The sequence below is a fragment of the Bacillus sp. S3 genome (assembly GCF_005154805.1).
Taxonomy (GTDB): Bacteria; Bacillota; Bacilli; order Bacillales; family Cytobacillaceae; genus Neobacillus.
The window spans coordinates 4,455,745-4,479,336 of record NZ_CP039727.1; the positions used below are offsets into that span (position 1 = coordinate 4,455,745).

Annotated in this window: 20 protein-coding genes; 4 read left to right on the forward strand and 16 right to left on the reverse strand. The window is 41.8% G+C overall.

The genetic code is table 11. From position 1 onward, the window contains the following. Positions 1-14: 14 nt before the first annotated feature. The 8 genes from FAY30_RS21565 to FAY30_RS21600 form a co-directional block, all read right to left on the reverse strand. The gene (locus FAY30_RS21565) at positions 15-1,463 is read right to left on the reverse strand and encodes an ethanolamine ammonia-lyase reactivating factor EutA (protein ID WP_149872811.1); all 1,449 of its coding nucleotides are present in this window, start codon (positions 1,461-1,463) and stop codon (positions 15-17) included. A gap of 361 nt (positions 1,464-1,824) precedes the next feature. After that, the gene (locus FAY30_RS21570) at positions 1,825-2,325 is read right to left on the reverse strand and encodes a EutP/PduV family microcompartment system protein (protein ID WP_149871797.1); all 501 of its coding nucleotides are present in this window, start codon (positions 2,323-2,325) and stop codon (positions 1,825-1,827) included. A gap of 15 nt (positions 2,326-2,340) precedes the next feature. Next, positions 2,341-2,682 (reverse strand): ethanolamine utilization microcompartment protein EutS, encoded by a 342-nt coding sequence (gene eutS, locus FAY30_RS21575; protein WP_149871798.1) that lies wholly within the window; start codon positions 2,680-2,682, stop codon positions 2,341-2,343. Between the two features lie 71 nt (positions 2,683-2,753). After that, positions 2,754-3,617 carry an ethanolamine ammonia-lyase subunit EutC gene (eutC, locus tag FAY30_RS21580; protein WP_149871799.1) on the reverse strand — a complete coding sequence of 288 codons (864 nt, stop codon included), beginning with the start codon at positions 3,615-3,617 and terminating at the stop codon, positions 2,754-2,756. A gap of 18 nt (positions 3,618-3,635) precedes the next feature. Next, positions 3,636-4,994, reverse strand: coding sequence for an ethanolamine ammonia-lyase subunit EutB (locus FAY30_RS21585; RefSeq protein WP_149871800.1), 1,359 nt, complete (start codon positions 4,992-4,994; stop codon positions 3,636-3,638). A 63-nt stretch (positions 4,995-5,057) separates the two neighbouring features. Next, entirely contained in the window at positions 5,058-6,317 is a 1,260-nt protein-coding gene (gene eutH / locus FAY30_RS21590) for an ethanolamine utilization protein EutH (RefSeq protein WP_149871801.1), read from the reverse strand. 159 nt (positions 6,318-6,476) lie between these two features. Continuing rightward, complete coding sequence (locus FAY30_RS21595; protein WP_149871802.1) at positions 6,477-7,049, reverse strand: ANTAR domain-containing response regulator; 573 nt, start codon at positions 7,047-7,049, stop codon at positions 6,477-6,479. Further along, complete coding sequence (locus FAY30_RS21600; protein ID WP_149871803.1) at positions 7,046-8,479, reverse strand: sensor histidine kinase; 1,434 nt, start codon at positions 8,477-8,479, stop codon at positions 7,046-7,048. Before FAY30_RS21600 ends, FAY30_RS21595 begins: the two co-directional genes overlap by 4 nt. A gap of 299 nt (positions 8,480-8,778) precedes the next feature. Here FAY30_RS21600 and FAY30_RS27310 point away from each other — a divergent pair, with 299 nt between their 5' ends. Next, positions 8,779-8,946: a hypothetical protein gene (locus tag FAY30_RS27310; RefSeq protein WP_190284723.1), complete on the forward strand. Its 168-nt coding sequence runs from the start codon at positions 8,779-8,781 to the stop codon at positions 8,944-8,946. A gap of 181 nt (positions 8,947-9,127) precedes the next feature. On the opposite strand, the gene FAY30_RS21605 is transcribed toward FAY30_RS27310, so the two are convergent. The 3 genes from FAY30_RS21605 to garR form a co-directional block, all read right to left on the reverse strand. After that, positions 9,128-10,447: a gluconate:H+ symporter gene (locus FAY30_RS21605; protein ID WP_149871804.1), complete on the reverse strand. Its 1,320-nt coding sequence runs from the start codon at positions 10,445-10,447 to the stop codon at positions 9,128-9,130. Between the two features lie 157 nt (positions 10,448-10,604). Beyond that, complete coding sequence (locus FAY30_RS21610; protein WP_149871805.1) at positions 10,605-12,047, reverse strand: four-carbon acid sugar kinase family protein; 1,443 nt, start codon at positions 12,045-12,047, stop codon at positions 10,605-10,607. Continuing rightward, positions 12,044-12,943, reverse strand: a complete 900-nt coding sequence (gene garR / locus FAY30_RS21615) for a 2-hydroxy-3-oxopropionate reductase (RefSeq protein WP_149871806.1) — start codon at positions 12,941-12,943, stop codon at positions 12,044-12,046. The genes FAY30_RS21610 and garR overlap by 4 nt, the downstream gene beginning before the upstream one ends. Positions 12,944-13,213: 270 nt before the next feature. Here garR and FAY30_RS21620 point away from each other — a divergent pair, with 270 nt between their 5' ends. Next, a complete protein-coding gene (locus tag FAY30_RS21620; protein WP_149872812.1) occupies positions 13,214-13,837 on the forward strand; it encodes a GntR family transcriptional regulator in 624 nt (207 codons plus the stop codon). Between the two features lie 98 nt (positions 13,838-13,935). Here the strand turns inward: FAY30_RS21620 and ltrA are convergent, their stop codons facing one another. The 3 genes from ltrA to FAY30_RS21630 form a co-directional block, all read right to left on the reverse strand. Beyond that, entirely contained in the window at positions 13,936-15,372 is a 1,437-nt protein-coding gene (gene ltrA, locus FAY30_RS21625) for a group II intron reverse transcriptase/maturase (protein ID WP_149872629.1), read from the reverse strand. Positions 15,373-16,055: 683 nt separating this feature from the next. Next, complete coding sequence (locus FAY30_RS27315; protein WP_190284725.1) at positions 16,056-16,193, reverse strand: hypothetical protein; 138 nt, start codon at positions 16,191-16,193, stop codon at positions 16,056-16,058. Beyond that, positions 16,156-17,016 (reverse strand): GGDEF domain-containing protein, encoded by an 861-nt coding sequence (locus FAY30_RS21630; RefSeq protein ID WP_149871807.1) that lies wholly within the window; start codon positions 17,014-17,016, stop codon positions 16,156-16,158. Before FAY30_RS21630 ends, FAY30_RS27315 begins: the two co-directional genes overlap by 38 nt. 220 nt (positions 17,017-17,236) lie before the next feature. On the opposite strand from FAY30_RS21630, the gene FAY30_RS21635 reads away from it, so the two are divergent. Continuing rightward, positions 17,237-18,397, forward strand: coding sequence for a M20 metallopeptidase family protein (locus tag FAY30_RS21635; RefSeq protein WP_149871808.1), 1,161 nt, complete (start codon positions 17,237-17,239; stop codon positions 18,395-18,397). Positions 18,398-18,599: 202 nt separating this feature from the next. Beyond that, positions 18,600-19,388, forward strand: coding sequence for a DeoR/GlpR family DNA-binding transcription regulator (locus FAY30_RS21640; protein ID WP_149871809.1), 789 nt, complete (start codon positions 18,600-18,602; stop codon positions 19,386-19,388). A 19-nt stretch (positions 19,389-19,407) separates the two neighbouring features. Here FAY30_RS21640 and FAY30_RS21645 read toward each other — a convergent pair whose 3' ends face one another. After that, positions 19,408-20,262 (reverse strand): ROK family protein, encoded by an 855-nt coding sequence (locus FAY30_RS21645; protein WP_149871810.1) that lies wholly within the window; start codon positions 20,260-20,262, stop codon positions 19,408-19,410. Positions 20,263-20,463: 201 nt separating this feature from the next. Beyond that, positions 20,464-23,577, reverse strand: a complete 3,114-nt coding sequence (locus FAY30_RS21650; RefSeq protein WP_149871811.1) for a beta-galactosidase, LacZ type — start codon at positions 23,575-23,577, stop codon at positions 20,464-20,466. Positions 23,578-23,592 lie beyond the last annotated feature (15 nt).

The following is a 23,592-nucleotide window of genomic DNA, read 5'->3' on the forward strand; positions in this document are numbered from 1 at the left end:
AAATCTTCCTTTCTTCATTGATGAAACGTCAATGTCTTAATCACCACCGGGACCACACTTGTTTGAAGCAAATGTCCAATATCCATATAATCACCGTGTTCAACCCGTATTTGATCAATGCAAATGACATTTTGAGCAGGATGCCGGACCTTCAATGTTTGCCCTAGAGACTTCGCATGATCGCTTTCTAAAACAATCACGAGCGGCTGTTCTGGATTGGGTTTTGCTTGAACCGATTCGAGAATACAAGCGGCCATTTCCTGAATCTGGCGAAATCCTAAATAAGGAATCTCTGTCATATACAAAGCAAAATTTTGCCCTTCAAGCTGAGGATCATACATTTCGATTGCGTGATGGACCGCTTCTGGGATTCTCTTTAACCCTTCATTCAAATCATATCCAAATCGAATTTGGTAGACCGGAAGATTTCTTAACGGCAGTTCATTACTTTCGACATGAATCGTCGCCCCGCTTATTTCGGTCGTCTGTGTCCCCGCTCCAAGAACAGTTGCACGAACCGTCTCAACCGGCTTTACCCATGTCCATGAGGATAAAGCTTGATTTTTTCTAAGGGAATCAGCCAGCATTTCCCCGAGGTCGTCATAATCTGCTCCAGCAGTGGGTACGTTCTCATATTTGTAGAGACATTCACTGATACCGCCAGAAAACATGATGGCGTCGATGTCCTCCTGCCAATTCGGCTCGTGGCCTAAAAGCAATAGCCGGTCTGCTTCCACGAGTTCCCTCCTCAGCATTCTTGCAATCACTGCAGCCATAAAGTCCGTTAACTTTTGGAACACGGACTGCTCACGGCTGCTTCCTTCCATGACAGCTAAAGCATTCCACTGAAGAAACAATTTTTTGATTGGTGGTGAAATATGTCGAATTTGATTCCCGGAAAACTCGACCAACCTGCCGCCAATATGTAATGTACAAGTCCCGCAAAGTCTCCCTGATTTATACACAGCTACATTGGCAGTCCCGCCGCCGATATCAATATTGGCTATTGTCTTTCCCGTTTTCTTCGAATATTCATAGGCACCCGATCCTTTTGCCGCGATGATTCCCTCTAAATCCGGCCCCGCTGTTGCCACCAGAAATTCACCGGCATGATTGGATAACGAATGGACCATTTCTTCAGCATTTTGTTTCGTTGCCGTTTCACCTGTTATGATGACAGCCCCCGTTTGAATATCACTGGGCTCAATACCAGCCTTGGCGTATTCACCCTTTACAATGGCTTCCACGGCTTCCATATCAATGGCCGTAGTGGATAATAAAGGGGTACGGAAGATGGGGCTTCGATATAATACTTCCTTATTGACAATCTCGATTCGTGGCAGATGCATCCCGCCCGCCATATTCATCAATGAGAATTTACTGATAACAAGCTTTGTCGTACTCGTACCAATATCAATACCTGCACTAAGAATTTCCTCATGTTGAGGTTCGTAACGCTTAATGACGACCACCTCAATTCGATTAAAAAATTATGCTATGTTAAAGGTGTGAATGATTTTACACCCCTGTTGATTGGAGCGTAAGGTGCGAGACTCCTGCGGGAGCAGCGGGACAGGTGAAACCCCACAGGCGCTTTAGCGCCGAGGAGGCTCACCGCCCGCCCCGCGGAAAGCGAGCATCCTGAAGCGGAAATCAACAGCCAAGTAAAGCTGCCAAAAATAAAAAAGGCACCTCATATGAGCCATCATTTTCATGACAGATCATACAAGGCGCCTTTGCCTGATAAATTCATTTGTATACTAAAAATATAGTCTAATTATTCAATTTTGTAAAGGGTTTCAGTTTAAAAACCTGTCGCTGGATTCAAACAAAAATAGCGGTCTCATCTGAAATCGACTCCACATACGCTTTCATCTCTTGCATAGAATTACATTTTACTAGATTTCGAATTTCCTGTAATCCTTGCCCTGTAATAGAAGAGGTAAGAACAATCGGTCCTTTTGGAATCACCTTTTTCAATAAGTGAATAGCTGAGTGAATATCGGCTTGTTCGGAGTCGCATTTCGTGACAACCCCAATCGGCAGCTTATTGATACCGGTACTAAAGCCAGGTGGAAAAATCGTCCTTTGCTTCGTGCCATCCTGCAAATATAGGACATGCGTCACTTCAAGTGATGTCGCCATAATATTTTTATAGAAAAAAGGATTTTCCGTGTATTCGCCCGGTGTATCGACAATCCAGTCATGAAACGTGAGGGCTTGCGTCTTCACCGCTTCCACCTTTCTTTCAAGAAGGGCATTGGTTAACGTTGATTTCCCTGCACCAATTGAACCAATCAGCATCGCCCTATTTTTTTTCATCATAATCCGCTGCCTCCATTACGATTTTGTAATGTTTGATGGAGAGTACTGTAATACTTCAGATAAGAATCGGTTAATTTCTTCCATCGCCATTTGGACAGAAGAAACACTGCCGATAATGACAAGACTTCCTGTAAAACGGTCTAAGAAACCTATTTGCACATCGGCTGCTTTTGTAGCTAAATCACCAGCAATGATCACCGTTTCACTTGGTGTCAACGTTAATATCCCCATCGCACCTGCTTCCTGAATGCCTAATTTTTCAAACATATCAGGATTAGGATTGGCGATTAGATGACTTAATGTCACTTGCTTTCCCGGCACGAATTCCTGAATAAATCGTTTTTTCTCTTCACTCATAACTGCACCTCCTTAGGTGATCACCTTAAACTTCCACATAGTTATCACCTGACAACTTTCAAATCTACAATCTACTTTAATTGGGCAAACTTTACCCCACTGGCTTTATGTTTTAAAACATCCGCGATTAGGTCAGCAAGATAGGCTCCTGCTTCAACCGGTGGAATACCGCCATCATGAATGTTAGAAATGACGGTCCTGTCTGCTTCAACGGTATCTTCATTTGGACGATATATAAGATAGGCACTAATACTCTTTGATGTAGCAAGACCCGGACGCTCCCCGATAAGGGAAATGACAACATCACAATTAACGATGGAAGCCAACTCATCTTGGATCCATACACGGCTTCTTTTTATAAAAACAGGATCTCCGGTAGAAATATTTTTAACTGTTAAGCCCTGAATCAGCGCTGGAAGTAAGTCCGGAACATTCGCTTCAATTCCAGTGGAACTCAACCCATCTGACACAATGATTTGGACTTGGTTGTTTTTAGGAATATTGGCTTCGGCCCATTTCCTGGATGCCTCATCAAGCTTTCGGCCACTATCTAAATTCATTAAATATTCATCCATTGATTTCGATATAGAACTAAGGACAGGAATCTTCAATTCTGCTAAAAATTCCTCCGAGACTCCTCTGAAAACAGCATCCTGTGCAGCGGCATGGTCGATCCGGAAATCAAGGTACTCCCTTGTCTTCATCCGTGTCCCCGTGCGTCCGATGCCGATTCTTGCTGGTGTAATGGATTGAACCTTTTCAATCGTTTCACGGTCGATCGGGTTGTCTACTCCTACAACATTCTTTTTTTCAAAAACTAGATCCCGGGTAATCTCTCCCACTTTTTCTTTACTCACAGTTGAGTTAACGGGGTTCGTTTGCTGCGTCTTTTCCAGTTCCTCCATTACTTGTTTGACTATAGCTTGTATATCCAATTTGCTGACCCCCCTCTCTTATTTAAAAATGGATAAATCTCCTGCCCGTTCCGTTAAACGTCCATTTTCCATAATGCCCATTTTCTCTAACCAGGTTTCGAATTCGCGCAATGGACGAAGACCCAGCATCTCTCTTAAACTGGCATCATCATGATAACTTGTATCTTGATAGCTAAGCATCACATCATCTCCGCCTGGTACGCCCATGTAAAAATTTGCACCAGCAAGGGCCGTCAGCATACCGGCAATTTCTTGATCGTTTTGGTCCGCTTGCATATGGTTCGTATAGGTAGGAGCAATCCCCATTGGAATTCCGTGCAGTTTACCCATAAAGAGATCCTCGAGGTCTGCACGAATGACCTGTTTACCATCATAAATGGTTTCAGGTCCAATGAATCCGGAAACATTATTTACCATAAACGGCTTCCAGTGGCGCGCATAACCATACGTTCTCGCTTCAAGCGTTTGCATATCCACACCAAGGTGTGCATCAAGTGATACTTCTGATCCTTGACCTGTTTCAAAGTAAAGTTGATTGGGCCCTGTAGAAGTTCCATATTTGGCCATTAGCTCAAACGCTTCGTCTAATATTTGTTTTGAAACACCAAAATCATTATTGGCAGCCTGTGTTCCTGCAAGACTTTGGAACATAAGGGCAATCGGCGCCCCTTTTCTCAAGGCCTGCATCTGTGTGGTAATATGTGCCAGCACACAGTTTTGTGTGGGAATTTCCCACTTTTGGATAAAATCATGGGTCATTTGTAAAATTCTAGACACGGACTCCACACTATCATTGTTTGGATTCACCCCAATCACCGCATCGCCGGAACCGTATGACAGCCCCTCTTTCATCGAAGCCAAAATACCTTCTGGGTTATCAATTGGATGGTTAGGCTGGCAGCGGAATGCTAAACGGCCCTTTTCCCCAATTGTTGTATTACAAGTGGCAGTCGGTCTAATCTTTTGCGCTGCCATGACTAAGTCGATACTCGACATAAGTTTGGCAACTCCCGAAATCATCTCACTTGTCAGCCCTTTGCTTAAACGGAATATATCGAGTGTATTCGTTTTGTGTGATAGGATATAATCTCTCAATTCACCGATCGACCAGTTGGCTATTTCTTTATAAATAAATTGATTAAGATCATCATAAATAATCCTCGTCACTTCATCTTGCTCATACGGAATAACTGGATTCTCATAAATCTCTTTCAACGTCAGCTCACTTAGGACCACTTTTGCTGCCATCCGCTCTAAATAGGACTGGGCTGCAATTCCTGCCATCGTATCCCCTGACTTCTCTTCACTTGCCTTTGCTAAAATCTCTTTAATTGAATGGAACTGGAACGTTTCATTTTTCACCGTACATGTAAACATGGTTTCCTCCCCATTAGATGTTGCTGTTTCCCTACTTGATCAGACGGGTCAGTCGGGTTTTTTTCAACCTACTTTTTTTTCATTTCCTTGGTTTGACAGGTACTCATCCTTACCAATAATTCCTGCCTCGCGATCCTTCTTCTCAAGTTCCAACGCCTTCGGGACGGATAACCAATAGGCTAAACCAATCCCGATGATTCCCGCAGAGATTTTTCCAACAATAATCGGAAAAATTAATGTTGGCTGGAAATTTGCTGTAAAGGATAGATGATCGCCTAATAGAAAAGCAGAACAAACCGCAAAGGAAATGTTGATTACCTTATCTTTAGGGGGCATGGTTTTGACCAGCTTAAACATGGCAAGAATGTTGGCAATCGTAGCAACAATTCCCGCACTTCCTTCTTTACTTAACCCCACTTTTCGTCCCATTGCTTCAAGCGGGCCTCCGGCATATTTTTGGAGTAAATACACCATTGGGAATGCACCTGCTAACATAATTCCGATATAACCGGCTGTTTCCAATGCGCGGAATTGGTCCGCTTTATCAGCCATGATGGGGTGAAAGCCCCAAGCTCCAAACACATTGGTGAATAGCCCCGTGAAAATTTCGACGATGGAGAATACAAGGACAAGTTTGATTGCAGCATCCATAATTCGCCCGAACCACATAAAGGCTTTGATCATGAAGTCTGGAAGAAAATATAAGCCGACGGCAATGACAACAACGAAAAGAAGGAGCGGGCTCAGGTTTAAAAGGATTTTTCCATAGCCTAAAGCAAATTGGTATTTTGCTTCTCCTGAAGTCGAGATGAAATCACGAAATTTAGAGTTTGACAGTGTGATGATCGTACTGGAAATAAGCGCGCCAATCGGAATCGTTAATACCCCCGACATCACGCCAAGTGCCATATATTTATGATCACGCTTATCAAGCATGGCAAGACCCATTGGAATGGAGAATACGATCGTTGCACCCGCCATAAAGCCGACGATCATCGCCATAATCCAGCCCTCTTGCGTTTGTTTTAACACTTCTGCTAATTGATAGCCACCCATGTCTGTTGCTAAAATTGCCGTTGCCGCAATCGCCGGGTCGGCACCAATCGCCGCAAAAAATGGTCCGCATACTTTGTCAATAAACCAAGAAAGATACGGGATGGAAGCCATAATCCCTGCTGCAGGCACGAAAATATGTCCGACAGCATGCAAACCTTCCATAAATTGTTTTCCAAGTCCTTCATCGCTGTTGCGAATTGCTGCAAAGGCCCCCATCACAGCACAGGCCATGATGATATAAATCACAATCTTTCCTACCATTTCCATTTTGTTCGCCCCCTTAATACATACTAAAAATTTATTTCAAACAGAAAATGTAAGCGTCTCTTGCCGCGCCGCCTTTCACCATAAAAAGACAAAAAGGTGCCGTGCGGTTTTTTTATAAAACCACAGAGCACCTTTGCTCGGTCTATTTACTTGTAAAGGTTAAGCGTTATACTTCAGAATAATTTGCTTTGCTACATTTTCCATTGTAACCTGTTTGTTCATGCTAATTTTTCTCATTTTTTTGAAGGCGGCATCTTCAGGCAGATTGAATTTCTGCATCAAGATTCCTTTAGCCTTTTCAACGATTTTTCTTTCCATAAGCTGTTTGTTCATGTTTTCGACTTGCTCTCGGTATTCCCGGGCATTCTCAGCCTGCCTTAAGGCAATTTCAACAGCAGGAATTAAATTGGCTTCATTGATTGGTTTCACCAGATAGCCCATTATATTTGCTTGTTTCGCTTTATCCACATATTCACGCTGGCTGTATGCCGTCAAAAGCAAAATAGGCGTATTCATTCGTTTTGAAATGATTTCACTTGCCTTTAGACCATTCATTTTTGGCATTTTAATATCCATAATGATTAAATCAGGCTGCAGTGAAAATGCCTGTTCAATTGCCTTTTCTCCATCCCCAATTTGGGCGACGACCTCATAACCGGCATCTTCCAGCATCATCGCTACATCTAACCGGACAAGGGATTCATCCTCGACAACCATGATTCGTTTCTTCATGCCAGAACCACCTCACTATCGATTGGGAATCTAACGGTGGCGATGGTCCCTGTTTCTGCTCGGTTAATCGAAAAATGACCGGATAAATCGTGCTCGATCATCATCGATACGATATCTAAACCTAATGAAGGCTTCGCATCTGGAGCATACCCCTCGCCATTGTCAATTACCTGGATCTCGATTTCATTGTCTTTTTGCTCAAACACAACGTTAATCTTACCCGTATTCCTTTGATTAAAGGCATGCTTGACACAATTTTGGATCAATTCATTAATCACCAATGCCGCCGAAACCGCCTTATTCGTTTTAATGTGAAGATGCTTTGGACCTGAATAAGCAATGCTGATCTTTTTATTTTCATGCTCTGCTTCAAAGACGAGTGTACTGCCAATTTTCTCTATTAAACTATAAATATCAACATCGTCAACACTGGAGTTGGAAAGGATAATCTCGTAGACGGACGCAATACTAGTAATCCGGTTGAGACTTTCCACAAAGTGGACCTTGCTTTCCTCCGGTAACCCTCTGCGCATTTGCAGTCTCAAGAGACTTGCAATCGTTTGCAAATTATTTTTCACGCGGTGATGGATTTCGCGAATTGCAACGGATTTGACAATCAGTTCTCTTTCCTTTTCCCGAAGCTCTGTAATATTCTTAAAAAACACAAAGGTTCCAATTGATTGATCCAGCGATCCTAACCTGATTTTCTTCACCTGAAAAACTTTATTTAACATCACTACTTCTTCCACAATTAGGTCTTCAGGGTCCTCAAGAATGTCTTCAATGCTTGGAAAAAAGAGAACTAGCAACTTCCCTATCTTACTTTCTTCCTCACCGATTTCCTGAAGAAGATTTCTAGCTGCAGGATTGTAATAGAGAATTTTACTATCCCGATCAATAAAAAATAAGGAATCTTCGATCACCTCAGGAATAATTGGTCTATTCTCAGTAAAACCAATGACAATTTCACTTAAGGCTTTCGTTGTTTCTGACAACGCTTCCATTTTTTGCTGATGCTGCAATTGGTCACTGATATCCTTTTCCATGATTAATGTACCGATCACAAGGTTACCCGCGCCATGAATAGGGACCACACTTTGGTCAACTGTCTTCCCTTCTTGAGTTAATGCTCGATTAAGAAACATGGGCTTACCTGTTCTTAATGAAAAGAAAACAGCTGGTTCGAACGCCTCATAGACAAACTTTCCGACAACCGATTTTTTATAAACCGATTCTACCGTAGTGGGTGCAGCTTCTGCCACAACAATTGCATGTTTCCCCTCTTTTGTCGGACAATCAACGAATACATTTGCCCTATTTAAGTCTGCAATTAATGGCAGGTTCACGACAATCTCTTTTATTCTTTGAACGTCTTCCACTAAGAGACTCGTATGCAATGTACATAATTCTTCTACAAGTTCGATATTCATATGATGTGATTTCTCCTCTGTTTATAAAGAGACAGAATATAATAAATATTATAGTAGCAGGGCACGATTAATGTCAATCTAAGTCGTAAGAAAAGCGAAAGCTCCCTGGACAGCTGCGGGTTGAAACTTATCAATTATATTAAAAAAAAGAAGGCTGAGCCTTCTTTTTTAGTTTATTCTTATTCAATCAACCCGCTCTTCTAAAAAGATAGGCCGGGTTTTACCTTCATAAGTTTTGGATTTCTCCATTTGTTACAGGGCCGGTCCTCCCAGGGGCACGGCAAAATAGGGGGGTGTCGGTGTCGGCTTCTGACTCGGCGTGTGATCCATCACATGGATCAAGTAATGATCCATCTGATGAAAATAAGGTTGATAGTAAGGAGCGTATCCAAAACCCAAAGGCGGATATCCATATGGATGGATGCCGTAAAAAGGGTATGGCACAAATCGGTACATATTGTTTCTGATTTGGAAGTTCATGTTCCACCTGCTTTATTAAAGGACTGTATGGCTTCTTTCATAATATGGTCTGAATTTAAGGAAGAGCTTAGCTTTTTTTAATTTAGGTGCTGCTATACCATACTCTCAAAACAATGAAAAAAGGGCAGTTCCACCAGCAAGCGGTGAAATCTGCCCCATTTGAAATCTTTATAAGAACATATCTAGGATTAGCACACCAGCTAGTCCGACTAAAGAAATAATTGTGACCATGACCGACCAGGTTTTGATCGTCTTCCCAATGGATAGGTTAAAGTATTCTTTATAAATCCAGAAGCCTGCGTCATTCACATGCGAGAAGGTGACACTTCCAGCACCAGCGGCTAACACCATTAGTTCAGGGCTTGTACCTGTTGCGGCAACAAGAGGCGCGGCAATTCCCGCTGCTGTCATACCTGCAACAGTTGCAGAACCTACTGACACCCTTAGGATGGCTGCAATCAGCCATGTTAACAATAATGGGGAAAGAGTCGATCCTGCCATGATGTCGGAAATATATTTATCAATATGACTGTCAATGAGTACTTGTTTGAACGCACCGCCTGCAGCAATGATTAACAATATCATCGCAATTCCGCTAACGGCATCGCTAAGCGATTTCATAATCTCCGGCATTTTTTTACCTAAATTAAGACCAAATGTAAAGATGGCAAAAAGAACGGAAAGTAAAAGTGCAACATCCGCATTACCGATAAAGTCAGTAACTGGCTTAATCGCTGAGTTCGGCGCAAAAATTTCTACAACGGCTTGTAAAGCAATTAAGATAACTGGTAAAAGTGCCGTAATAATACTGATTCCAAATTTAGGCATCTCTTCTTCTTTAAATTCTTTCGGATTAAATAAACCCTTTGGAATTTCAATTTCCAATGACTCTTTTTTAAAGAATTTTGTATAGACCGGACCTGCCAGAATGAAAGCTGGAATGGCAATAATGATTCCCCAGATTAAGGTCTTCCCGATATTTGCTCCAAATACATCCGCCACCGCTGTCGGTCCTGGATGCGGAGGAACAAATCCATGCATCGTAATAAGCGCGGCAATAACTGGCATTCCGATATATAAAACAGGAACCCTAGCAGCAGTAGCAATCGTAAACACTAATGGAATTAATACAACTACCCCTGTTTCAAAGAATAAAGCGATTCCAACTACAGCCGCCGTAACAATTGCCGCTAATTGAACCCTTTTTTCCCCGAATGCATGAATCAATGTCGTCGCAATCCGCTGTGCACCACCTGAATCGGTCATTAACTTACCGAGTATGGCCCCAAAGATAATAATCATCGTTAGATGTCCAAGGGTTCCACCTAAACCGCTTTCAATCGACTTAATTGCCTCAAGCGGTGACATTCCTTCCAAAATCCCGACAGCAAGTGCCACAATAATTAAGGACACAAACGCGTTTAATTTGAACGCCATCATTAATACTAATAACAGTAATACCCCTATAATAACTGAAATAATTGGCATTTTCTCCCTCTTCTCCTCTTTTTGTATGATAAAAGGCTTGCCTAATAAGATGCCACACTTAATCTATTCAAGATGAATGGTAAAATCAGTGCTGATGAAGAAATAAGTGTGTGCATGCCTTACTAAAAGCAAGCCTAATGCCCAATATTTTTTCCCCTTATAATGACTTGTTGCTTAACATCTCAACCACTTCTCTTAAATCGGTCTTTGTCCCAACGTTACCTGGGAAGATGACATAGGCAATGCCTGGGAACTTGCTTTCACTGCCTGTTGTCCAGACGGGAATTCCCGGTCTAACTTGCCCAGCTACGGTTGCTCTTTGCACTTCAAGACCTTTTGTACCCACATCACTGGATGTAATGCCGCCCTTGGCAATCACAAAAGCGGGTCTCACTTCTAATCGTTTCACAATACTCGTGACCGCATCAGAAATTTTTACAGAAAGCATTAATTCCTCTTCTTTTTTGCCTTCACCAAGATCCAGTCGTTCCCGTCTTGTATAAACAGCCACATTTTTTCCCGCTTGGATTAGCTGATTACTTGCTGCAACAACCCGATTAAGTTCTTGTTCGAATTTTTCAGGTTCCAACACAAGATGAACATCAAATTCAATAAACTGGACAGCATCGGATTTCTTCAATTCGGCAAGCTGTTCGGTTGTCTTTTGCACATGTGAACCAATAATGACAATCCCGCCATTTTCGGTTTCCTCTGTGATCAGTTCAGCCCGAGTTAGTAAGCTTTTATCGCCTACGCCTCCGATGACCTTCGTAAGAGCGGCTGCACTTCTAAACATGAAATTTTTCCCTTTATTGATTGCCCTAACTAAAGCAATCGTAAAAATTTTCACGTCGACATAATCAACAGCATTTACAATGATTTTATTAAACTGTTCAACTTCTAGTAATTGCTGTTCAATCGCTTCAATATCAAGGGAACGCAAGCTTTCAAGTGAAATATACGTCATATTCTCCGCTTTATATTCACCTTGCGATTTTTCCTCTGCATACTCGCCTAAATGGGATTTGGTATAACCGAAGGTACGATCCTTCGCAAATTCCGTTTCCCCTGCAGGAACTAAATATTCGTCATATTGAACATAGTGTGTATTATCAATTGTGAAGCGGCCGCCTTCTTTAAAGAAGGGCACGATTACCTCACCATCAAATGTCCGTTCAGAATGGGACTCGACTGTTTCCTTTAACACCTTTGTTTCAAGGGGATAATGTCCCCTTAAAGTAGAATCACCGCGGCTGATGATGATAAAATCACGATTAAATTTTTTCGCTGCGGACACAATATTCGCTGCGATTTCTTGATGCGCTTTTGTCGTCTTAGCAGCTGTAAATCCACGTGAGTTTGTCAGAATGAAAAACATGGAATTGTCTTCTGCGAACCCTTTTTCAATACTGTCCAGCGTCCAGTCAGTATAAACGGAAACACCATGAACCGTTTGAACCCCTGTTGGATCATCGTCCAGAACGATGATTTTTTTATTTAGCTTTTGCAGTTCCTTTTCGATTATTTCATTTACTACGTCTGAATCAACAGATGGTATCCTGCTAAAAACTTCTGTCACTAGTCTTTTATTTGAACTCATTGATTAGAACCCCTTACTTCAACATTAGCCAGTTTTTCATAATATTGAACAATGCCGCCGTGGTCGTTCATTAACTTACCATCCACTTTTAAAGCGTGGAAAATTTCTAGCAGGTGACTTGATAATGGAAGCGGGACATCAATTTCATGAGCTGTATCCATCACATTCGTAATATCTTTCATATTGATGGCAATCGTGCCTCCTGGAGCAAAGTTTCTTTCCAGAATTAAAGGTACTTTCGCATCTAGTACCGCACTGCCTGCCAGTCCGCCTCTGATTGCTTGATACATTTTCTCTATATCAATTCCGGCTTTTGCTGCTAGAACAAGTGCCTCAGACATCGCCGCAATATTCAGGTTAACAATAATTTGGTTCGCTAATTTTGCCGTAACACCGCAGCCGCTGTCGCCCACTAATGTCACATCTTTCCCCATATCATATAGGACCGGTTTTGCTGCTTCGAATACATTTTCCTTACCGCCAACCATGATCGCTAATGTTCCGTCAATCGCTTTTGGTTCTCCGCCGCTAACTGGTGCATCCAAAAAGCCAACGCCCGTTTTCGATGCTTCTGCTGCAAGTTCTTTCGAAACGGCAGGTGTAATCGAGCTCATGTCAATAATAATGGAGCCTTCTTTTGCTCCTGCCAAAATTCCATTTTCACCAAGAACAACAGCTTGTACATGCTTAGATGCCGGCAGCATCGTGATAATAATTTCGCTGTTTTCAGCTGCTTCTTTCGCTGAGCCCGCTTGAGCCGCTCCAGCTTCTGTTAACACTTTCACTGCCTCTTGATTAAGATCATTAACCGTTACGCTATGTCCTGCCTTAATAAGGTTTAATGCCATTGGTTTTCCCATAATACCTAATCCGATAAAGCCAATCTTTCTAGTCATGTTGTATGCCTCCCCGTTCGCTATGGTCAGAAATATAGAAGATTACTTGATGAATCATCCGCTTTTGAACGGATTTTCAACTAGCAATCGCTTTCATAAATAATTTACTCTTCGATTGTATACCACTTTTTATTTTTTGTATACATTTTTATTTAATTTTGTATACACTTTTTCACTCTATGTATAACCTATCCTCTTATTCACCAGTATTATTTACGAAAGCAATTTGGTACTATGTATGTAGATAAGAAATATACTGAGGTGAAACTTGTGCTTGAAAGTAATAGCTCACGCCCTGCATACCATCAATGTTATGAAATTCTTCGTGATAAAATTTTAACAGGGGAACTTCCAGGTGGAACAAAAGTGGTCGAAGAAAAATTAGCTGCGGAATTAGGTGTTAGTCGAACACCGATAAGAGATTCAATTCGAAAATTGGAAAATGAAGGACTTATTGTGAAAAAGAAAGTGGTAAAGCCGACAGAGAAAGATTTACGAAATATGTTTCAAGTCCGGATTCAGCTAGAAGGCTATTCAGCGAAATGTGCCGCGACCTTTCTTAAAGAAAAAGAAATTGAACAACTTTATAACTATGTTGAGATTGGCAGGAATGGAACGAAAGAAGAAATCATGTCTGCCAATGAACGGTTTCATAATGATATTGTTCAAGCCAGCAATAATCCATTCATGATTGAGATCATCGATCGGATGCAGGCGATAATCTACCTATTTAGAAAAACCGTTGTCATCTACAATCGCCCGCGGCTCATCGACGAACATGAAGAAATTTATGAAGCAATCAAGGCAAGAGATGGAGAAACGGCTGAATTACTAATGAAGAAACACCTGGAAACAGACTTGAACTTTTACCTTCATTTAATGGGGAATGAATAGTAAAAAAAAATAGAGTAGGGTAACCTCTTTCGAGGCTACCCCCTCATCAAACCGTACGTGCCCTATTAAGGCATACGGCTTACCAATGTGTTACAGAATCAGTACGTTGCTAATCTTTGTGCATATTTCATTTTACGAACAAGGTCGGGAGTATAATACTCTTGACCTTGTTCTTTTGCTTTAAGAACTCTTTTCTCCTGTTTCTCTTGTTGCTTCTCTTTCATTCGAAGAATGTAGCTTTCTAAGGAAAAACCGTATATTTTATGATAATAATACCAATATGAAGGGATGAGACCTATCATCGCAAAGAATTTATTATTCCACTTCGTTTTCATGGCATGACCTTTTCTTTGGCTTGGATGGGCATGTATCATGGATACTCTTAGTCTTTGCCGAATATAGCCATCTATCGCTTGTAACTCTTTCCCGAATGCTTTAAAGAAACATGAACTTGCAAATCCATGTTCTTCATTCGCTTTAATCGCTTTATATATGGTTAGAAAATAGTTAACCTTACCTCGTATTACAGGATTTACTTGGTCAATCCATTTTTCCTTGCTTAGGGTTAGAGTTTTCCTGGTTTTATCTTTGATTTTCTGTCGAAAATCCTTCCAAGTAGCTTCTTTTGGTTTGGCGATATAGTATGGCTTACCATCCTTTTTACGTTTTCTCCAGTGTTCAAACGTAAATCCCATAAAGTCGAAGTCATCGTCATCAAAATTTACAATCTTTGTTTTCTCCGATGCAAGCTCCAGACCGAGTTCGGCTAATTTATCTTCCGTAATCTCAGCCGCCTTTTTAATATCTTCTTCTGATTTAGCAAATATCAAGAAGTCGTCAGCGAATCTTACAAATCGAAATTTATGTTCTGCCCAAGTCCAGTCAAGTTCATTTAGATAAACGTTCGCAAGTAGTGGCGAGATGACTCCTCCTTGCGGAGTCCCAGAATCAGTTAAATGATATTTTCCTTCTTCCATATATCCCGCCTTTAACCACAGCCATATCATATCTAACACAGTTCCATCTGCAATGTATTTGTTTAAGACTTTTATTAGATTTTTGTGTGGAATATTATCGAAAAATCCTTTAATGTCTGCATCGAAGATGTAATTGTAACCTTGTTCGATATTTGCAAGGATTATTTGTAGAACACGCTCTGGTCCTACATTAGGTCTGTACCCACATGACCATTTGTGGAAAATACCCTTTTCAAATTTCGGCTGAAGAACGTTTACCAAAGCCTGTTGGACAATTCGGTCTTCTATATTTGGTATGCCTAGAGGTCTCTTTTTGCCATTTTTCTTGGGAATGTAGTGCCTTCTTACTGGGGAAGGTTTGTATTCTTTCTTTCTTAACTTTTGTAAAAGCGAATCTAAATTTTCTTCTAGACGGTATCTATAACTGTCAATCGTTTCGCCATCAATACCACCAGACCCTTTATTGGCTTCTACTTTTTCCCAAGCAGCTTTTAGTTTTCTGTCGAAAAGAATTTGTCCGTAAATACTATGCCATTTGAATTTTAACGCTTGATTCATTGCATATTCCGCACCCTTCATTGTGTACATTCAGCTCGTTTATACCGAAGTATCGTTTTCTGTTAGCATTACACACCTTTACAGATGTGGAGCCACAAGGTCGTTCCCCTTCCGTTCATGTATGGTTTGGTCCATACACTACTTCCGTACTATGAGAACGTCTGACTTCTCCATCCACAGCCATCATTTCAGATTAACCTTATAGATGAATGTCCTTTCGGTAAGAATGGAGACCTCACGGGGTCATCGTACCTTCCTTTTAAACATACCCAGCACCATCACTTGGTAAGCTGTTTCTGCCCGGCTGATTCATTGAACAGAAACCATTACTGTTTGTAGCGGGCTTCCCATTATAATCGCATGGTCGCCAACTTACCCCGCCGCCGTGCTTCACACTTTTGCATTTGGGTCTGCTTATCCGACTACGGGTCTCTCGATTGTCCGCATCTCCTTCAGACACCACCTCACGGTGATGCCCTAGATTAGTCTTCACTAGTTGTATCAGCACTCTAATGGAAGGACTTCCACCTTCGAGAGAATGAGTCTTCTGGAATTCGGGAGTCGTGTTTACCGAGATAACGTACTCCAACCTTTAACAACTCATTCAGTGCAAGTAATCTGCACAAGGTACGACTGCCCGTCGCACAAGCGAAAGTGCCCTCACAGAGAGGGCACTTTTTAGATTATTGATTGGCTAGCAGACGGACAAATTTCGTCATGACCGGTTCCATTGCTTCCTGTATTTCCGACATAATCGTAGAAAGATGGGCCATTTGGTTTTGGTCAGGCGCCGACTGCATTTTTTCCTGTTGATTTAACATGATACATAGCTCTATCAGCACTTTTTAATAGGGCTGAGGGGGTATCACCATGTTTAGATATGGCAATGCCAATGCTCGCGGAAATCCTCAAATCATGTACATTTAATTGTAACTTTTTCAAAATTTCCTGCGCTGCTTCGATTGATTTTTCTTGATCCGCCCCCACTAACATGACAATAAACTCATCGCCCCCAAGGCGGCCGACAAACATGGAATCATGACAGCAAAGGTTTAACTGATTCGCCACTTCTATTAATATGCGATCTCCTTCTTCGTGGCCATAGGTATCATTCACCCTTTTAAATCCGTCTAAATCAACAAACAATAGGGTAACGGATGGTTCACCCTGTAAGGTTTCTGATAATCTTTCCATAAAGTAATGCCGGTTTGGGAGACTTGTAAGTGAATCATACAAGGCTAAATGCTTTAATTTTTGATTCAAACTTTGCAGCTGCAATTGTTTTTCGGTTAGTTTTTCCGACAATAGTCCAACACCAATCGCGCATAAAAAAGTGACGATAGCCACACCTATATGGAGGGATAATTCTTGGTTGACTAATTCTGCCATTCGCAGATATTTTTCATACATAAACCAAAACAGGTGATAGACATTAACCGTCAATGCCGCAAAGACCCCGCCGGCAAATCCTAAATAATAGGAAAAAATAAAGCAAGGGAATAGCAGTAAAAACCAAACCATATCATCAATATAAAACATATCCAATCTAGCTAAAAAACCAGGAATCACTGTTAATATGATGCACAGCCCCAAGATCATTTTAGGCATTCTTTGAATCGATTCCCACTTAACACTTAACGACATTCTGTTCCTACCCCTTCAATTCTTGTATTATCTTTGATATTATCACATGTTGTCGAAAATTGGAGTATAAACAAATAAATGACATAAATTACAATTATCAATAAAGTGAAACATCAATATGGTAGAAGTTTTTTGTTGCATTATATCTGAATATAAATTAAAATTATTGCATAAAAATTCAAAGTTATTTTAGAAAAATATCCAACTTGGAGGAACAATCATGATCCAGACAAAATTAGTAGATTCAGAGCTTGCTGAATGGACAATTCAGCAGCGCCGCCATTTTCATATGCACCCTGAGCTTTCAGGACAAGAATATAAAACAGCAGCCTATGTAAAGGAGAAATTAACCGAATTTGGTATTCCGATCGATTCGCGGTTTTCCGCACCGAATGTCATTGCCTTTTTTAAAGGAACAGAAGGGAAAAAGACGATTGCCCTGAGAGCGGATATGGATGCCCTTCCGCTTCAAGAAGAAGGAGACAACAAGCCGTATATTTCAACCGTACCCGGTGTGATGCATGGCTGCGGTCATGATGGCCATACCGCTACACTGCTGGGAGCGGCTAAGTGGATGAGCGAAAACTCACAGCTTATAAAAAACAATATTGTGTTAATCTTTCAAAGTTCTGAGGAAGCTTCGCCAAGCGGAGCCCAGCAGCTTGTAAACGAAGGCGTACTCGACGGTGTCGAAGCGATTTATGGTATTCATTATATCTCCGGGATGCCGCTTGGGGAAATTGGCTTCGCCACCGGCTATGTGATGGCATCGTGTGACGATTTTGAGATCACCATTGAAGGGAAAGGCGGGCACGGCGGCTATCCACACCAAACAGTGGATCCGATCTATATCGCGACCCATCTGATTCAGGCATTTCAATCGATTGTCAGCCGCAACTTGAACCCGCTTCATGCCGGGGTCATCTCGATTGGCGGGATGCAGGCAGGCCATTCCTATAATGTGATTCCGGAGAAGGTTTCAATTCAAGGAACGATTCGGGCGATGACGTTTGAGGCTGCAGAATTAATGCACGAAAAAACGGCTCATTTAACTGAATCGCTTTGTGCAAGCTTTGGCGCCAAAGGGCACTACCGCTTCATCCAGGGCACTGTGCCATTATACAATCACCCTGAGGCATGCAAAATTGCGAAGGGAATTATTGAAAAATCCTTTGGAGAAGGGGTCTTTGTGGAAAAAGAACCTGTTATGGGTGCTGAAGATTTCTCCTACTATGTAAAAGAAAAAACTGGCGCCTTCATTAATGTCGGAATGCAAAGCGAAAAAAGCCAATACCCGCACCACCATCCTAAATTCGACATCGACGAAGCTGCCATTCCAACTGGCATCGAATTAATGATCCAATTGGCTTTACATGCATAAATGAATGAGTTAAGCACGGGAGTTGTACCATTCCCGTGCTTCTTTTTTGTTTATTTCTTTCTGTTTTGATAAATAATTCAGTTAAGAAAATCTTGATATTCTTAGTGAACTTTTGATAAATTGTTGGTAATATATAATTAATATCAAACACTGAAAACGGTATCAATTATAAGTTTGATTAGGAAATAAAGGATGGACGGAAATGATAAAAGATAAACGGATCAATAAAATTGAAGAGTATATTATCGAACATAAATCTGTATCTTTAGATGAATTGATGAACGTGTTTCAGGTGTCAAAAAACACGATTCGTCGGGATGTTCAGGAACTGGTTGAAAAGGGGGATTTCAAAAAGGTATATGGCGGTGTAGCTGTAAATGATTACAAGCGCGCTAAATTAGAATCTTTCCATGACAGGCGAGTACGTCATCAAACAGAAAAGGAAATGATTGGTAAATCCGCAGCGAATTATGTACAGGACGGAGATATCATTTTTATCGATTCAGGAACAACCACTATTGAAATGATTGAATATATCAATAAGAAACAGGTTACAGTGATCACCAATAGCCTTGATTTTATCGTTCGTGCACTTCCTTTCGAAAATTTAAACGTGATTACAGCAGGTGGAATACTCGAAAGAAAGACAAATTCATTTGGAATCTTAAAATATATGGATATTCTAAATGCCTATAATATTAATAAAGCATTTATGGCTTCAACAGGCGTCTCCCTATCAAATGGTGTCACGAATTCTTCACCACTTGAAAGCGAATTAAAAGCTTCTATTGTGAATAGAAGCTCTGAAGTATTTTTATTAGTTGATCATGATAAATTTGATAAATACGGGTTAATGACCTATTGCGGATTAGATAAGATTGATTACCTTGTAACAGATACCATGCCTAATGAAGTTTACCAGAATTACATGCAAAAGAATAACATTCAACTTATTATTTCTGGTCAAAAAGGCCTTTCCTCATTAACATGAGAAAAGGCCTTTTTTTGCCTTAAAGAGCCTCCTTCGCGAGAATAAGCGCTCCAGTAATTCCAGCGTTGTCTCCAAGCCCAGGGCTCATTATATATTGGGCCAAATCCGGTAACGCTACATAATCGTTAAGTAACTCAGGCAAGTACTTGTAAACCGCACTAAATACCTGCTCCTGTTTCGCGACTCCTCCGCCTAAGATAATACTTTTTGGAGAAAGAATCAAAATGTACTGCATCAATGCTTGGGCGAGATAATACCCTTCCAAATCCCAGACCTCAGGCCGGTTCACAAGGTTCATGCCCTTATCACCCCAGCGTTCCTCGATAGCAGGTCCTGCCGCAAGCCCTTCTAAGCAATCATGATGGTAGGGGCATTTTCCTTTATAGCTGTCGTCCTCATGACGCCTCACGAAGATATGGCCCATTTCCGGATGGGACAGCCCTTCTAAAAGCTTGCCTTGAATAACAGCCCCAGCCCCAATTCCGGTCCCAACCGTTATGTACAAGCAGCTGTCTAATCCTTTCGCAGCCCCCAGCGTCGCTTCACCCAATGCCGCCGCATTCACATCCGTAGTAAAACCAACTGGCACATCGAATTCGTCCTTCAATGCTTGAACAAACGGGTAATTCCTCCAAGCTACTTTAGGGGTCGACGTAATATAACCATATGTTGGACTCTCCCGGTTCACATCAATCGGTCCGAAAGAACCAATCCCTATAGCATCCAACGAATACTGCTGGAAAAACTCTATCACCTGACCCATTGTTTCTTCTGGCACCGTTGTCGGTATCTGAATCCGCTCATGGATTTGACCGTATTCATCCCCAACAGCACAAACAAACTTCGTCCCGCCTGCTTCAATTGCTCCTAACATACTTTTGTACCTCCTTAAGGTGCAAAGGACCGTTCTTCTCCAAAAACCGCCCCATGCTTATTTGCACATAAAGAAACAAGAGAAATAGCCCCCGCTTCTATCTATCTCTTCATTTTTTTGATTTTCGCTCTCATAACTGCTCTCTGCACCATTCATCCATTACTTTGCCCGACAGCTTTCGCAAATATTTTCAATGCCCATTTACAGACACATAATCCTAAAAGCATACCGATACGTCCGATCAGCAAATAGTGTGAATTCAGGATGTGTTTTTGCCTCCCATGAATCATCGCCGCCAACACCCATTTGCTTATGGTTGACGCGTACATAGGTTTTCGTCCGCTCCGGCAATTGATACGTATGAGCTGTTTCCTGTAACTCAGCCGCCGAGTAAGCACCAGCATTGATTTCTAGTAATGACTCACCCGTAATGCGCAGTTTTACTCCTTGCTCATTTGCAATTTCAAAGGAACGAACAGCGGTCTTATTCCCATGTTCCTGAGGCTTTAAATAAGGTACAAACTCATCTGAAATAGTGGAAACGTGGCAGCCGATTTTGGCACCCTTTTCGCGGTCCCAGTAATTTTCATGTGGACCCTTTCCGTACCATGCCAGATGTTCAAACGACTTCTCTAATGGAAGAATCACCCCGATTTCCGGAATTTCCGGCAGGCCTTTACCAGGCAACAGTTCAAACACAACCCGTAATTGCCCGTCTCCGGCTATTTCGTAATCAATCGTACATTGTGATACAGGAGACGTTTGCAATTGAAGGACCGTACGAACCACAACTTTACCAACCATCTCTTCAATTTTTAAGCGCTCAAGCTTTGCCGTCCTGCCGGCATGTTCCCAAATCCCCGCACGCTCACCCAACTTGTTCCCACGGTCATTATCTGTAAGGGCCCGCCAGAAATTCGGTGTGATGGGATCAGCTAAAACTTCTGCTCCCCGAGACAGCCAAGAGGTAATCAGCCCTGTTGATTTGCTGATGAACACCGTGAAGGTATCCCCTTCGATTATTAGCTGGTCATCGGTTTCATCGATATTTTTTAATGGCCTCCCTTGTAACGGCGAAACAACGCTTCGTTCTGACAGGACAAATTGATCAAAAGCCATTTCATGCCCCTTATTAGCCCATAGCTGATCCGTCACGGTATGAAAACTAATCGTGAGAATGTATTCCTGTTCTCCTTTTACAAACTTTTCGAGAACATCAGTTAAGTCAATAACAGTCTGTGATAATGGCGGACAAGCAACCCTAAGAGTATCACTTGCTATTTCTTCCCCCTCTCTCAGTATTGTCCATCTTGTTTCATATTCCTCCACATCAGTGAATAACTGTTTATTGATCACAGTAAAACCCTTGTTCTCAAGGCGGACATCAATCGGCTGATAGCACTTTTTCACTTCAAAAATTTTCGGTGTGAATGACCCGTCCGAAAATATCAGACCGTTGCCGCAGAAATTTCCGTCGTGCGGTGATTCGCCAAAGTCGCCGCCATAAGCGAGGTATGTTTCACCGGTATCGGCGGTCGTTTGTATGGCTTGATCTTTAAAATCCCAGATAAAACCGCCTTGCAAAATCGGATATTTTTGAAAAAGGTCTGTATATTGATAGAGATTCCCGACTGAGTTTCCCATCGCATGAGCATATTCGCAGACAATATAAGGCTTTACCGGAACTGGACTCATTTCTGCCTGTAAAGCATATTCCTCAAGCATAGATGGAGACTCATACATCCTGCTTTCGATTTCGGTTGCATCATCCGAAGCACGGTACATCGTGACCCCTTCGTAGTGCACAAGCCTGGTTTGGTCCTCGCTTTTCATATGTTCCTTCATTTTGATAAAGTTCATTCCGCCAAACGATTCATTTCCGAGCGACCAAATGACAACTGAAGGATGGTTTTTATCCCGGTGAAGCATGGAATGGCAGCGGTCGATGACATTTGCCGTCCACTCTTCGTGATCCCCGGGAACGGTGTCGCCTATTTCCTCTTGTCCATACGTCCACGAACCATGGGTTTCTAAATTGGTTTCATCGATGACATACAACCCATATTGATCACACAACTCATACCAAAAAGGGTGATTCGGATAGTGGGAGGTGCGGACGGCATTGATATTATGCTGTTTCATTGCCAAGATATCGTGAACCATCTCTTCCTTGGTAACTGCGCGACCTCTCAAATGGGAAAATTCGTGGCGATTCACACCGTTAAACAAGATGCGCCGGCCATTGATCTGAATCAGACCATCTTTTATTTCAATTTTTCGGAAGCCCACTTTACAGCTTTGCGCTTCCATGATCGCCCCTTCTCTATTTTTCATGGTAACGACAAAGGTATAAAGCGCCGGCTTCTCAGCACTCCAAAGCGACGGTGAGAGAATCGTTTTACTAAAATGCATCTCTGCATCTTCTATGGATTGCCTGTACTGTTCAGCTACCTTTTCATGAAAAACTATGTTCCCAGCAGGATCATATAATTGCGCCTCCATCGTTACCTGCTCGTCAGACAAACAGGCATAATTGGATAACTTGAAATCAATAGACAGTTCCGCATTCGTATACGCCTGATCTAAATGGGTTTGCACAAAGTAATCCCGTACATGAAGAAGCGGTGTGGTATAGAGATAGACATCGCGAAATATACCGCTTAACCGCCAAAAGTCTTGATCCTCTAACCAGCTGGCATCACTCCAGCGATAGACCTCAACCGCCAATTTATTTTTCCCTTCTATTAAATAGGGGGTGAGATCAAACTCACTCGGCGTGAAGCTGTCTTCGCCATACCCGACCAAATCGCCATTCACCCAAACGTAAAAGGCAGATTCTACCCCGGCAAAATGGATATAAACAGGCTGATTGTCCCACTCTTTTGGAATATCAAAATAGGTAATATATTGACCAACAGGATTATAGTTCGTTGGTGCAAATGGAGGTTTGAGGTCCTCCTGTTCTTCCCATGGATAGCGGATATTTGTATACTGAGGATAATCATATCCTTGAAGCTGCCAATGTGACGGAACTTGAATCGGCTTCATGGAACTTTCATCAAATCCTTGTTTAAAAAAATCCTTAGTCCTTGCCGCAGGATTCTTAGAAAAAGAAAATTTCCATTCCCCATTTAACAATTGACAGTTTGGGGACTCCATTCGATCCTTTGTCATGGCATCTTGAACTGATAAAAACGGCATGCTGGTGGCATGTGCCGGGAGACGATTTAATTCAAAAATTTCAGGATTGTTATTCCACTCGGGATATCCGTTTGCTGGCGGTGTATATACATACTTTTCTTTCGCTTTCAACATGAAAAAGGTTCCCTC